The following is a 13,789-nucleotide window of genomic DNA, read 5'->3' on the forward strand; positions in this document are numbered from 1 at the left end:
GTGTGCGCGGGTGGTCATGGGTGAAGCGGCATACTCTCCGGCATGACGACTTACGACGGCATCGGTGCGACCTACAGTCGCACCCGACGGCCGGATCCCCGGATAGCTGCCAAGATTCACACGGCACTCGGCGACGTCGAAACCGTGATCAACGTAGGTGCCGGCACCGGCTCCTACGAACCTCCGCAGACGATGCTGGCGGTCGAACCCAGCTCTGTGATGATCGCCCAGCGTCCGGCCGGATCCGCGAGTGCCCTGCAGGCGTCCGCCGAGTCGATCCCGGTCGCCGACGACTCCGCGGACGCGGCGATGGCCCTCCTGACCGTGCATCACTGGACCGACCTCGAAGCCGGTATCTCGGAGTTGCGTCGGATCGCCCGGCGGCGCGTCGTCATCTTCACCTGGGATCAGACCATCCTCCGCAAGTTCTGGCTGGTGGACGAGTACCTGCCGGAGGTTGCGGCGTTCGACGACACGCGGGCCGTCGCGATCGACCGGCTGATCGCACTGCTGGGAGGTGCCCGCGTCGAGACGGTCCCGATCCCGCATGACTGCACCGACGGGTTCGGCGCCGCCTTCTGGCGCCGACCCGAGGCCTACCTTGATCCGGAAGTGCGTGCCGGCATATCCATGCTCGCCCAGACTGCCGAGGAGGTACTCCGTCCGGGCCTGGCCCGGCTGTCCGACGACCTGTCCTCCGGCCTGTGGCACACACGCCATGCCGACCTGCTCCACCGCGAAACACTCGACATCGGCTACCGGCTTGTCATCGCCGACCTGTAGGGACAGGCGAGCGAGCGACACGACGCCACACTCAGACCGTGGCCAGTTGGGCGGCCGTTTCCTCGACGGTGGTGTGAGGACGGCGGCGCAGGCTGCCTGCCAGGCACAGCACGATGCCGAGCGTGAGCCACGTCGCCAGGACGGTGGCGGAGTGGCCGGCGCCGTGGCCGTCGAAGAAGGCGGTGGAGCGCAGCAGCCGGCCACCGGCCCCGGGCGGTAGCAGTTGGCCGAGGGTGCCGGACCAGCCCGGGAGCATCTCGGGTGCGGTCGCGGTACCCGACAGGGGGTTGCCTATGAGCATCATGGTGGCGGCGCCGAGGCCGAAGCCGACGTACCCGAGCAGTGACTCGAGACCGAGGATGGTCAGGGAAGTGGCCGCGATGGTCAGGGCGACGGCGCCGGAGTTGGCCCAGTACGAGCCGTCGAGTGAGCCGAACCAGAACTGCAGGATCGCCGCCACGGCAAGTCCGCCGGTGACGGCGAAGGCGAGTGCTCCGGTGACGCGGCGCACGCCGCCGCGGACGAGCCTGGTCAGGAGCAGGGCGGCGAGCAGGCCGCCCATGACCAACGGCAGGGCTCCGGCGGACAGTCCGGCGCCGCGCGGGTCGTCGGCCGGCAGCGGGACGAGGTCACGGGCGGCGGCCGCGGTGCCGGTTCCCTGTGCCTGGCCAAGCCCGGTCGCGATGCCGTTCAGAGTCTGCGCTACGGCGGTGCTTCCGGCGGACGCGGTGATGACCTGCGGGGTGCCGGTGCTGAGGTCGATCGCCCCGTACACCTTGCGGTCGCGGATCAGTCGCTCGGCGGCGGCGGTGTCGGCGACCTCGGTGACCTTGAAGCCGTCGGGAAGCCGTTGGTCGAGTACGGACGTGATCCGCTCGACGGCGGGGGCGGGCCCGGCGACGGCGATCGGCACGTCATGCACCGATGACCGCACCGACGGCCAGGCGAAGGCGGTGAGCAGCAGGCTGATGCTCACCGTGAGCAGGGCGACCGCCCTGGCCACGGTAGGCCAGGGTGAGGGCGACGCGTCGGCTGCGGGCGCGGCCTGAGAGGACATGGCTTCTCCTTCGAGGGAGGGAGTTCATCGCCGGGGAGCGGGGTTTCGGATCCGACGCCGGAACACGGCCCGGGCCCAGGCCCGGGCCCGGGTGGATTGCCGTATTGACCAGTGAGGTGGGGGACGCGGCTACGCAATCGCCTTCTCGGCCGGGGACGCGTCCGGCGCGGCGGCCAGACGGCGCTGGCGCTTGGGCATACCGAGGGTCGGGTGCGAGGTGGCCCACAGGGAGAGGGCGACGAGGCGCTCCTTGAGCCGCGCGGACTTCCGGCCGCCCATGTGCTTCGGCTTCGCCTGCCCTTCGTCGTCGACCGACTGCCAGATCGCGTCCCGCCGCCCGAGGCTGATGTGGTTGTACGTGTAGACCAGCTTGGTGTTCGGGATCTTGCGGCCGGTCAGGCGTCCCACGATCGCGGGGATGGCCTGCTGGCTGGTGTAGCCGGCCGATCCGCAGGACATCGGCAGCGGCCGGCCGTTGTCGCCGATGGCGTGGACGCTGTCGCCGACGGCGTAGACGTTCGGGTGCGAGACCGACCGCATGGTGCGATCGACGACGATCCGGCCGTTCTCGGTGACCTCCAGCCCGCCGACGGCGGCGATGGGGCTGACCGCGAACCCGGCCGTCCACACGGTTGCGTCGGACGCCAGGACGGTGCCGTCGGCGCACAGCACCCGCGTCGCTTCGACGGCTTCGGCGCTGGTGCGCTCCAGGACGGTGACGCCCAGCCGGTCGCAGGCCTGGCGCAGGTGGCTGCGGGCTCCGTCGGAGAGCCGGGCGCCCAGCTCTCCGCGGGCGACGAGCGTCACCGACAGGCCGGGCCGGGCTTCGGCGATCTCGGTGGCGGTCTCGATGCCGGTCAACCCGTCGCCGACGACCACCACACACCCGCCATCGCCCAGGCTGTCCAGGCGCTCACGCAGCCGCAGCGCCGAGGGCCGGGTGGCGACGTCGAAGGCGTGCTCGGCCGCGCCGGGGAGCCCGTCGACGTCGCCGTGGCTGCCGAGCGCGTAGACAAGCGTGTCGTAGCCGAGTTCGCCGCCGCCATCGGCGTCGGCCACGGCGACGACCCTGCGCTCGGGGTCGACGGCGGTGACACGGGCCACGCGCAGCCGTATCCCCCTGCCCGCGAACACGTCGGCCAGCTTCGGAGCCTTGATCTGCTGGCCGGCCGCCAACTGGTGCAGCCGCACCCGCTCGACGAAGTCCGGCTCGGCGTTGACCACGGTGATCTCGGTGTCCGCCGGGGACAGCTGGCGGGCCAGGTTCCCGGCCGTGTAGGCCCCGGCATAGCCGGCGCCGAGGACGACGATGCGGTGCTTCATGTCTCGCTCCTGTCGGTTCGCTTGCCTTCGGTGACTTGAGCGGGACAGCGACCCGATTCCTGACAGGAACCGGATGTGACGTGGGTCACGGAGTGGCGGTGGGCGCTGCGAGGCCGGTTCGCGGGGCCGGTCGCATGGTCGACGAAGCCCGGAAGGCCCTCAGCGTGTCTGCGTGCGTGATCGGTCGGCGGCGGCAGATGTGCGGGGGCGGGGCACGGCGGCGACCGGCCCCAGGTCGAGGCGCTTGTCCATGTCCAGGCGGAAAGTTCCGTACGGGTTGACGTTGGACCAGAACAGCGCGGTCAGGCCACGCCGGTCCTGGTCGCTGAGCTTCTTCGCCCAGGTCGGTTCGGCCAGAACCTGCTGAACCAGCAGTGTGTTGACGTGCACCAGCGCGGACTGGAGCAGGTGCAGGGGCGAGCATGGAGGTCTCGGCGTGCTCCTTGTCCGGGCCGGTCAGGGCGCCGTCCTGCCGTAGTGCAGCGCGGTGTTGGCGCTGTTCCAGTCTCCACGACCTGGAGCCCGCCGTGGATCTCCCGACGCAGGCCGGGGCTTGAGAGGTAGTGGCAGGCGAAGATGGTGCGGACCGCGCGGCCGAGTTCTTCACGGTGATCCACGGCTCGCCCTTGCGGGTGCTGACCTTCACCCCGCCCGCGAGCGCGCCGGACAGCTGGTCCAGGCCCGCGGTCATGCGCTTCTTCAGGTCCGCGATGAACGCCCTCGGGTTCAGCGGCTTCCGGATCGCGGTGTAGTGCACGGCGCGGGTCGCCTCGAAGTCGCCGGGCAGGTCGTCCTCCGGATTGCGCCAGCGCGCGGCGCCCTCGACGTAGACCTCGCGGCGGCGGACCGCGTCCCGCAGGGCGACCAGGACGCACAGCTCGTACGGGATGCGCTCGACCTTGCCCTTGTCGTCGACGACCGCCTCGCGCCAATCCTTGCGCACCACGCCGTCCATCGGCACCTCATCGCCGGCGTCGTAGAAGCGGGTCTTGCCGTCGACGTCGGCGTACTTCTTCAGCAGCTTCATCGCGTCCATCACCGGCCGGTAGGCGGTGTTGTTGCACTTGAAGCCCAGGGTGTTCAGCAGCGGCGGCATCTGCCGGTAGTACGAGCTGTACGACGACCGGAGCGTGGTGCGGACCTTGGACTTGAAGACCTTCTCGTTCGCCTTCGCCTCGGCCACCAGCTCGCGCAGCGTCTTCTCCCCGACCACCGAGAACAGGGCACGACGTACGACCTCGTCGGGCTTGTCGACGGCGGCCGTCGCCAGCTTGAAGAGGATGCCCTCCTTGCTGCGGACCTTCTTCAGCTCGGCGGTGAGCTGCTTCTCCACCCGCCGCTCGGGCACGTGCGTTGATCTTGTGGACCAGAGCGACCAGCAGATCGACCAGGGCATCGGTGATCTCCGCCTGCCGGGACGAGCACAGCGCCGCGAGCAGGGTGATCCGCACGTCCTCGCTCGTGTCGCGGAAGCCCGAGGGGTACATCTTGATCGCCCGTGCCCGCCAGGCGGCCACCAGCTTCTCCGAGCAGTCCGTAAACAGCCCGTCGGGCAGCCCGAGCTTGCGCACGTCGTTGAGCTTGGTGATCTCCGTGAGCAGGGAGTCCAGGCCCACCGCGCCCGGGTCGCGCTTGAGCGCGGCCAGCAGGGCGGTGCCCGTCTCATTGTCCTCGGCGACCAGGGACAGCAGCCGGGCCGTGCCCGCATCGCCGAGGCGGCTGATCGTGCGGGCGCAGAACGTCGTCTCCCACTTGCCCCGCGCCGCGACGAGGACTTTCTCGACCCGGGTCCGGCCCGGCGGCTCAATCTTCCGGGCCCGGCACTCGACCAGCAGGGCCTCGCGCTGCCGGTCCTCCACCAGCTCGACCGGACAGACCTCCACGGCCAGCCACCCGGCCAACGCCTTCTCGTCCGCGACCGTCGATGGCCGGAACCCCAGGGCCTGGCGGATCTGCTTGCGGTGGTACTCGGCAGTCCGGCCGACCAGCGTGTACTTCGCGAAATCGGTGGCCGGGACCTTCACCAGATCGGCGACGTACTCCACCGCGGCCGACGGGACCTCTTCCAGCACATCGGGGAACCGGCCTTCCAGCTCAAAGAACTTCAGCAAGAGGCTGAAGCCGAGCCGGGTCGTCCCGCTCTTGTTCGCCACCGGTCCCAGTCGCCGTCCACCAGCGTCCAGTTCGCCAACAGCTCCTCTGGCGACCACTCCTGCCGCACGCCCGCCCCTTTGGCCTCGGTCACTCGATGACTCCAACGACGACGCCTAGGATTGGGAAACGGGGCTCGTCTAGCTACCCGAGACCTACTTTGCGGCTGGTGTCTGAGCCAGGACTCCGGGGGCCGGATCCGGAGGACAGGCCCTGGACGGAAGGACAGGCCCTAGACCGACGCCTTCGCCCTCGGCTCGGGGACTCCCTCGCCCTCGGTGTCCAGGTGCGGAAGGATCCGGTCCAGCCAGGCGGGGGTCCACCAGGCGTGACTGCCGAGGAGGGTCATCACGGCGGGCACGAGCAGCAGGCGCACCACGGTGGCGTCGATGAGGACGCTGACGGCGAGCCCGAGGCCGAGCATCTTGACGACGATGTTGTCGGAGACGATGAAGGCCGCGAAGACGCTGACCATGATGAGCGCGGCGCAGGTGATGACCCGGGCGGTGATCTCCAGGGCGTGGGCCACGCTGGCCTTGGCGTCCCCAGTGCGCAGCCAGGCCTCGCGGACGCGGGACAGCAGGAAGATCTCGTAGTCCATGCTCAGGCCGAAGACGATGGCGAACATCATCATCGGCACGTAGCTCTCGATGGGCACCTTGCCGTTGACTCCGAGGGCGGGTCCGCCCCAGCCCCACTGGAAGACGGCGACGACGACGCCGTACGAGGCGGCGATGGAGAGCACGTTGAGCACGGCCGCCTTCACCGCGACCAGGACGCCGCGGAAGACGATGAGGATGACGAGGAAGGCGAGTCCGACCACGACGGCGATGATCAGTGGCAGACGGCTGGAGACGATGTCCAGGAAGTCGACCTGGGCGGCCGTGTTCCCGGTGACGTAGGTCTGCGCGTCGGTGCCGGCCACCGCCTGCGGAAGGACGTCGTCGACCAGGTGGTTGGTCAGGTCCGTCGTCTTGGCGTCCTGCGGGGAGGCCACGGAGTAGGCGGTGCCGACGAGGACGTCGCCGTCGGAGGTGGTCTGGAGCGGGGTGATGTAGGCGGCGTCCGGGACGCCCGTCAGCGCGTCCTTGAGTTGGGTGGCGAGGTCGGCCCGGTCGGCGGACGGGACGGCCGACTGGTCGACGACCACGGTGAGCGGCCCGTTCACGCCGGGGCCGAAGGAGGTGGAGATGAGGTCGAAGGCCCGCCGGTCGGTGAACGATTCGGGGTCGGCGCCGTCGCCGATGTGGCCGAGCTGGATGAAGAGCAGGGGGAACGCCAGGACCAGCAGGACGAGGACACCGCCGGTCAGGAACCACCAGGGGCGCTTCTCGACCCGTTGCGCGTAGCGGTGCCAGGTGCCGTGCGCGGGCGCTCCGGGTTCGGCGTCGGTCTCGGCCACGGGCTTGCGGACGTGGTAGCGGTCGATGCGTCTGCCGGCGAGTCCGAGCATGGCCGGGACGAGGGTGAGTGCGGCGATGACGGCGGTGACGACCGTGAAGGCGGCCGCCAGGCCGAGTTTGCCGATGAAGGTGACGCCGGAGACCCAGAGTCCGGACAGGGCGATGATGACGGTGCAGCCGGAGACGAGGACCGCGCGGCCGCTGGTGGTGGTCGCGAGGGCGGCCGCGTCGGCGGGATCGTGGCCGTTCATGAGGTTCTGGCGGTGGCGGGTGATGAGGAACAGCGCGTAGTCGATGCCGACGCCGAGGCCGATCATGGTGGCCAGGGTGGGCGAGACGGTCCCGAAGGTGAAGGCGGCCGCCATCAGGCCCAGCAGGGCCAGTCCGCAGACCGCTCCGAGCAGTGCGGTGACCAGCGGCATGACGGCGCCGATCACGCTGCCGAAGCCGATGAGGAGGACGACGATGGCGACGGCGAAGCCGATGGCCTCGCTGCTGCGGTCGTCGGCCGTCGGGCGGGCGAGTTCGCCGAGCGAACCGCCGTACTCGACGGTGACGCCGGCGTCCCGGAGGGGCTGTACGGCGGCGTCGACGCCGTTCAGGTAGTCGGTGCCCAGTGTGGAGGGCGCCACGCTGAAGCGGACGGTGATGTAGGCGGTCTTGCCGTCGGTGGAGAGCGGTCCCACGTTGGGCGTCCCGGCCGGGAGCGCCGGCGGGGTGGTCCCGGGCGGCGGGAGCGGGTTCTGCACGCCGATCACGTCGGGGAGCTTCCCCAGGGCGCTGACGACGGAGTTGACCGCGGACGACTCCTGCGTGAGGGGTTTGGAGGGGTCGTTCAGGACGACCTGCGAGGTGTATCCGCCGGCCGCGGGATCGTGTGCCTTGAGGACGTCGAGTCCGTCGGCCGACTGCACTCCGGGGAGCGAGAAATTGTCCTCGAACTGGCCGCCGACGGCCCGGTCGAGGACCTGGAGCCCCGCGACGGCCGCCAGCCAGAGAGCGATGACGACGACGAAGTGGCGGGCGCACCAGTGACCGGTTCGGTAGAGGACGCCTTTGCTGGGTGCTGGCCGGCCGTTGGCCGGGCTTCCTGCGTTCATGGCGTGGCCGTGTCCGGATAGGGAAGTCCCCGAGCGGTTCCGGCACCCGCTGCACGCGGGCCTACGCCGTCCATGGTGCGCCTGCCACGGCGCTCCGGCATCTCGGCGGGAGAACGCCTCGGACAGTGGGCTCAGGTGAGCAGGTGGTCCGTGTGGGAGGCGCGGCGTGCGGCGGCCAGCAGCGCGTGGATGCGGGGGCCGGCCTGGTCCATGTCCCTGAGGGGGGTGGGGAACGGCAGCCGGGCGTCCCGGTCGTGGCCCGCGCGGTGTTCGAGGCGCAGGGTGAGGCCGTACCGGTCCAGGGCGACGGGCAGGGCGCGGACCAATTCCCGTTCGGGGCGCGGCCGGACGAGGCGGAGGAGCAGGGGCACGAGTTCGGCGTGGCGGTCGACGAGGTGGGTGAGCATGGTCGCCTCGGCCGTGGCCATCGGGTCGGGGTCGGTCGCGCGGATCTCGTCGAGGGTGACGTACGTGCGTCCCTCGTCGTCTTCGAGGAGGGTCTGGCCGAACTCCACGCAGCTGCTGGTGGTGGCCTCCGAGGTGTACGGGGCGGAGAGGAGTCCCGTCAGGGTGACGCGGGCGCGCAGGCGCCGGCGGACGGGGGTGGGGGCTATGTCGGTGAGTTCGAGGCGGACGGGGATGCGTGCGGTGCGTCCGGCGGGGCAGTCCTCGGAGGGGTCGTGGAGGTGGAGGTGTCCCATCGGCCCGGTGCCGTCGAGGAGGTGGACCTCGCGGTGGACTCCGTCGGTGACGACGGTCATCGAGTGGGCGGCGGTCAGGACGGACCGGACGCGTTCGGCGGGCGTGGGCCGCGCGGCGTGGGCACTGAAGGGACGCATGCACGTACTCCCGGGAGAAGGATGACGAGGACCTTGCAACTTAGGGAAGCCTAACCTAATCCATCTCGGCGAAGAGAAGAAGGTCACAGTCGTACGCCCTCCTGCTCCTTTGTCGATCTCCCCTAGCATCCGAGCCATGACGGTCCTGCCTGACGACGGGCTCTCCCTGGCGTCCGAATTCCCAGACGCGCCACATGAGCAGTGGCAACACCTCGTGGCGGGTGTCCTGCGCAAGTCGGGCAAGGAGGTCTCCGGCGCCGCCGCCGAGGACGCCCTGTCCACCCTCCTTGAGGACGGCCTCGGCACACGCCCGCTCTACACCTCGCGCGACTCCGCGCCCGACCCCGGCCTCCCCGGCTTCGCGCCCTTCGTGCGCGGCGGGCGCGCCGAGGGCAACACCGTGGGCGGCTGGGACGTGCGCCAGCGGCACCTCACGGCCGACGGCGAGGCCGTCCTCGCCGACCTGGAGAACGGCGTCACCTCCCTCTGGCTCGGCGTCGGCGGCAACGGCATCCCGGTGTCCTCGCTCGACGGCGCCCTCGAAGGCGTCTACCTCGACCTCGCGCCCGTCGTCCTCGACGCGGGCGACGAGACGGAGGCGGCCGCCGAGCGGCTCCTCCGGCTGTACGAGGAGCGGGGTGTCGCCCCGGAGGCGGCCCGCGGCAACCTGGGCGCGGACCCGCTGGGCCACGAGGCCCGCACCGGCCGCCCGGCCTACGACCTCGCCTCCGTCGCCGGCCTGGCCCGCCGCTGCGCCGACACGTACCCGGGGCTGCGGGCCCTGACCGTGGACGCCCTGCCGTACCACGAGGCCGGCGGCTCGGCCGCGCAGGAGCTCGGCTGCTCCCTCGCGACCGGCGTCGCCTATCTGCGCGGTCTGACCGAGGCCGGACTCAGCGTCACCGAGGCCTGCGGGCAGCTGGAGTTCCGCTACGCCGCCACCGCCGACCAGTTCCTGACGATCGCGAAGCTGCGCGCCGCACGCCGCCTGTGGGCGCGCGTCGCCGAGGCCTGCGGCGCCCCCGAGGCGGGCGCGCAGCGCCAGCACGCGGTGACCTCGCCGGTGATGATGACGCGCCGCGACCCCTGGGTGAACATGCTGCGCACCACCATCGCGACCCTCGCCGCCGGGGTGGGCGGCGCCGACAGCGTCACCGTGCTCCCCTTCGACGACGCGCTCGGCCTGCCCGACGCCTTCGCCCGCCGCATCGCCCGCAACACCTCCACCGTCCTCATCGAGGAGTCCCACCTGTCCCGGGTCATCGACCCCGCGGGCGGCTCCTGGTACGTGGAGCGTCTCACCGACGAACTCGCCCACGCTGCCTGGGAGTTCTTCCAGAAGATCGAGCAGGCCGGCGGCCAGGAGGCCGCGCTGCGCTCCGGCCTGATCGGCGAGCGGCTCGCCGAGACCTGGGCCGCGCGCAGCAGGAAGCTCGCCACCCGCCGCGAACCCATCACCGGCGTCAGCGAGTTCCCGCACCTCGCGGAGAAGCCCGTCGACCGGGCGCCCGCGCCCGACCCGCTCTCCGGTGGCCTGCCCCGCGTCCGGCGCGACGAGGCGTACGAGGCGCTGCGCGCCCGCTCCGACGCCCACCTCGCGGCGACCGGCGCCCGCCCCCGCGTCTACCTGGCCGCACTCGGCCCGGCCGCCGCGCACTCGGCGCGGCTCACCTTCGCCGCCAACCTCTTCCAGGCGGGCGGCATCGAGGCCGTCACCGAGGGCACCTTCGAGGAGAGCGGCGCCCGCGAGGCCTGCCTCTGCTCCAGCGACGCGCTGTACGAGGAGCAGGCCGAGGCCACCGCCGGGGAGCTGCGCGCGGCCGGGGCCGAGCACGTCCTCCTGGCCGGGCGCCCCGCGTCGTACGCCGGTGTCGACTCGTACGTCTTCGCCGGCTGTGACGCCGTCGCCCTGCTCTCCACCGCCCTCGACCGCATGGGAGTGTCCTGATGTCCATCCCCGATTTCTCCGGGATCGAGCTCGGGGCACAGGCCGCCGACGGCGGGTCCGACGAGTGGCGCTCGGCCGTCAAGAAGGCGGCGGGCGGTGACGACCTGCTGTGGGAGACCCCGGAGGGCATCGCCGTCAAGCCGCTCTACACCGGGCAGGACCTGGAGGGCCTGGACTTCCTGGACACGCTCCCGGGCATGGCCCCGTACCTGCGCGGCCCGTACCCGACGATGTACGTGAACCAGCCCTGGACGATCCGTCAGTACGCCGGTTTCTCCACGGCCGAGGAGTCGAACGCCTTCTACCGGCGCAACCTCGCCGCCGGCCAGAAGGGCCTGTCGGTCGCCTTCGACCTGCCGACCCACCGCGGCTACGACAGCGACCACCCGCGCGTCACCGGTGACGTCGGCATGGCCGGCGTGGCCATCGACTCGATCTACGACATGCGTCAGCTGTTCGACGGCATCCCGCTGGACAGGATGTCCGTGTCGATGACGATGAACGGCGCGGTCCTTCCGATCCTCGCGCTGTACATCGTGGCCGCCGAGGAGCAGGGCGTACCGCCCGAGAAGCTGGCCGGGACCATCCAGAACGACATCCTCAAGGAGTTCATGGTCCGCAACACGTACATCTATCCGCCCGGGCCGTCGATGCGGATCATCTCCGACATCTTCTCCTACACCTCGGAGCGGATGCCGCGCTACAACTCCATCTCCATCTCCGGGTACCACATCCAGGAGGCGGGCGCGACGGCCGACCTGGAGCTGGCGTACACGCTCGCGGACGGTGTGGAGTACATCCGCGCGGGCCGGGCGGCCGGGCTCGACGTGGACGCGTTCGCACCGCGCCTGTCGTTCTTCTGGGCGATCGGCATGAACTTCTTCATGGAGATCGCCAAGCTGCGCGCGGCCCGGCTGCTCTGGGCGAAGCTGGTCAAGCAGTTCGACCCGCAGAACGCCAAGTCGCTGTCCCTGCGGACCCATTCGCAGACCTCCGGCTGGTCGCTGACCGCTCAGGACGTGTTCAACAACGTCACGCGGACCTGCGTGGAGGCGATGGCCGCCACCCAGGGCCACACCCAGTCCCTGCACACCAACGCCCTCGACGAGGCGCTCGCGCTGCCCACCGACTTCTCGGCGCGCATCGCCCGCAACACCCAGCTGCTCCTCCAGCAGGAGTCCGGCACCTGCCGGACCATCGACCCCTGGGGCGGCAGCGCGTACGTCGAGAAGCTCACCTACGACCTGGCCCGCCGCGCGTGGAAGCACATCCAGGAGGTCGAGCAGGCCGGCGGCATGGCCAAGGCCATCGACGCGGGCATCCCCAAGCTGCGCGTGGAGGAGGCCGCGGCCCGCACCCAGGCCCGTATCGACTCCGGACGGCAGCCGGTGATCGGCGTCAACAAGTACCGGGTGGCGTCCGACGAGCAGATCGACGTCCTCAAGGTCGACAACTCCTCCGTCCGCGCCCAGCAGATCGCCAAGCTGCGGCGGCTGCGCGAGGAGCGCGACGAGACCGCCTGCCGGGACGCGCTGGACGCGCTCACCCGCACCGCCGGCGGCGGCGACGGCAACCTCCTGGAGCTCGCCGTGCGCGCGGCCCGGGCCAAGGCCACCGTCGGCGAGATCTCGGACGCCCTGGAGAAGGTCTACGGACGGCACGCCGGCCAGATCCGTACGATCTCCGGTGTGTACCGCAACGAAGCAGGCGAGTCCCCCTCCGTGGACCGCACCCGGGCCCTGGTCGACGCCTTCGGCGAGGCCGAGGGGCGCCGGCCGCGCATCCTGGTCGCCAAGATGGGCCAGGACGGGCACGACCGCGGCCAGAAGGTCATCGCCACCGCCTTCGCCGACCTGGGCTTCGACGTGGACGTCGGCCCGCTGTTCCAGACCCCGGCCGAGGTGGCGCGTCAGGCCGTCGAGGCGGACGTGCACATCGTCGGGGTCTCGTCGCTGGCCGCGGGTCACCTCACCCTCGTGCCGGCGCTGCGCGAGGAGCTGGCGGCGGAGGGCCGCGAGGACATCATGATCGTGGTCGGCGGCGTCATCCCGCCGCAGGACGTGGCGACGCTCCTGGAGATGGGTGCGGCGGCCGTGTTCCCGCCGGGGACGGTGATCCCCGACGCGGCCCACGACCTGGTGACCCGGCTCGCGGCCGACCTCGGACACGAGCTGTGATCGGTCTCGACACGTATGTGAAGGGCGTGCTCGACGGGAAGCGGGCGGTGATCGCCCGTGCGATCACCCTCGTCGAGTCGACCCGCCCCCAGCACCGGGCCCTCGCGCAGGAGCTCCTCACCGAGCTCCTGCCGCACAGCGGCAAGGCCGTGCGGATCGGGATCAGCGGGGTGCCCGGGGTCGGGAAGTCGACCTTCATCGACGCGTTCGGGACGATGCTGACCGGGCTCGGCCACCGGGTCGCGGTGCTCGCCGTCGACCCGTCCTCGACCCGTACGGGCGGCTCGATCCTCGGCGACAAGACCCGGATGGAGCGGCTCGCCGTCGACCCGGCGGCCTTCGTCCGCCCCTCCCCCAGCGCGGGCACGCTCGGCGGGGTCGCGAAGGCGACCCGCGAGTCGATGGTCGTCATGGAGGCCGCGGGCTACAACGTGGTGCTCGTGGAGACGGTGGGCGTCGGCCAGTCCGAGACCGCCGTCGCGAACATGGTCGACTCGTTCCTGCTGCTCACCCTGGCCCGTACGGGCGATCAGCTCCAGGGCATCAAGAAGGGCGTACTGGAGCTGGCCGACGTGGTCGCCGTCAACAAGGCGGACGGCCCGCACGAGCGCGACGCCCGCGCCGCCGCCCGTGAACTGGCGGGCGCGCTGCGGCTCATGCACGGCGCCGACGCGGTCTGGACGCCGCCGGTGCTCAGCTGCAGCGCCCGGGAGTCGGCCGGGCTCGACGAGGTCTGGGACCGGCTGCGGCAGCACCGCGCGCTGCTCGACTCGACCGGCCGCCTCGCGGCCAAGCGCCAGGACCAGCAGGTCGACTGGACCTGGACGATGGTCCGCGAGGAGCTGCTGCGGCGGCTGAGCGCCGACCCGGCCGTCCAGGACGTCACGCCCTCCCTGGAGCGGCGGGTCAGGGACGGCGAGCTGACGGCGACGCTGGCCGCCGAGGAGATCCTGAAGACCTTCGGGGAGCGCCGGGACTGAGACGGGGTACGGGCGCCTGGACGGGTTC

10 protein-coding genes are annotated in these 13,789 nt (G+C 71.4%); 4 read left to right on the top strand and 6 right to left on the bottom strand.

All coding sequences use genetic code 11. From position 1 onward, the window contains the following. Positions 1 to 42 precede the first annotated feature (42 nt). Entirely contained in the window at positions 43 to 783 is a 741-nt protein-coding gene (locus AC07AW_RS18005) for a methyltransferase domain-containing protein (protein WP_478816447.1), read from the top strand. Between the two features lie 31 nt (positions 784 to 814). Here AC07AW_RS18005 and AC07AW_RS18010 read toward each other — a convergent pair whose 3' ends face one another. The 6 genes from AC07AW_RS18010 to AC07AW_RS18035 form a co-directional block, all read right to left on the bottom strand. After that, the gene (locus tag AC07AW_RS18010) at positions 815 to 1,840 is read right to left on the bottom strand and encodes a hypothetical protein (RefSeq protein WP_478816448.1); all 1,026 of its coding nucleotides are present in this window, start codon (positions 1,838 to 1,840) and stop codon (positions 815 to 817) included. Positions 1,841 to 1,969: 129 nt separating this feature from the next. Further along, a complete protein-coding gene (locus tag AC07AW_RS18015; protein WP_478816449.1) occupies positions 1,970 to 3,163 on the bottom strand; it encodes an NAD(P)/FAD-dependent oxidoreductase in 1,194 nt (397 codons plus the stop codon). Between the two features lie 302 nt (positions 3,164 to 3,465). Then, the gene (locus tag AC07AW_RS18020) at positions 3,466 to 4,038 is read right to left on the bottom strand and encodes a Tn3 family transposase (protein WP_478816450.1); all 573 of its coding nucleotides are present in this window, start codon (positions 4,036 to 4,038) and stop codon (positions 3,466 to 3,468) included. 87 nt (positions 4,039 to 4,125) lie between these two features. Then, positions 4,126 to 5,316 (bottom strand): DUF4158 domain-containing protein, encoded by a 1,191-nt coding sequence (locus AC07AW_RS18025; protein WP_478816451.1) that lies wholly within the window; start codon positions 5,314 to 5,316, stop codon positions 4,126 to 4,128. Positions 5,317 to 5,546: 230 nt separating this feature from the next. After that, positions 5,547 to 7,817: an MMPL family transporter gene (locus tag AC07AW_RS18030; protein WP_478816452.1), complete on the bottom strand. Its 2,271-nt coding sequence runs from the start codon at positions 7,815 to 7,817 to the stop codon at positions 5,547 to 5,549. Between the two features lie 131 nt (positions 7,818 to 7,948). Then, positions 7,949 to 8,656, bottom strand: coding sequence for a DUF2470 domain-containing protein (locus tag AC07AW_RS18035; RefSeq protein WP_478816453.1), 708 nt, complete (start codon positions 8,654 to 8,656; stop codon positions 7,949 to 7,951). A 136-nt stretch (positions 8,657 to 8,792) separates the two neighbouring features. Between AC07AW_RS18035 and AC07AW_RS18040 the strand changes: the two genes are divergently transcribed. Genes AC07AW_RS18040 through meaB form a run of 3 tightly spaced genes read left to right on the top strand, consistent with a single transcriptional unit; the run spans position 8,793 to position 13,761 of the window. Further along, complete coding sequence (locus AC07AW_RS18040; RefSeq protein ID WP_478816454.1) at positions 8,793 to 10,604, top strand: methylmalonyl-CoA mutase family protein; 1,812 nt, start codon at positions 8,793 to 8,795, stop codon at positions 10,602 to 10,604. Further along, positions 10,604 to 12,781: a methylmalonyl-CoA mutase gene (scpA, locus tag AC07AW_RS18045; RefSeq protein WP_478816455.1), complete on the top strand. Its 2,178-nt coding sequence runs from the start codon at positions 10,604 to 10,606 to the stop codon at positions 12,779 to 12,781. Before AC07AW_RS18040 ends, scpA begins: the two co-directional genes overlap by 1 nt. Then, complete coding sequence (gene meaB, locus AC07AW_RS18050; RefSeq protein WP_478816456.1) at positions 12,778 to 13,761, top strand: methylmalonyl Co-A mutase-associated GTPase MeaB; 984 nt, start codon at positions 12,778 to 12,780, stop codon at positions 13,759 to 13,761. The genes scpA and meaB overlap by 4 nt, the downstream gene beginning before the upstream one ends. Positions 13,762 to 13,789 lie beyond the last annotated feature (28 nt).

Source organism: Streptomyces sp. NPDC044003 (assembly GCF_056435185.1).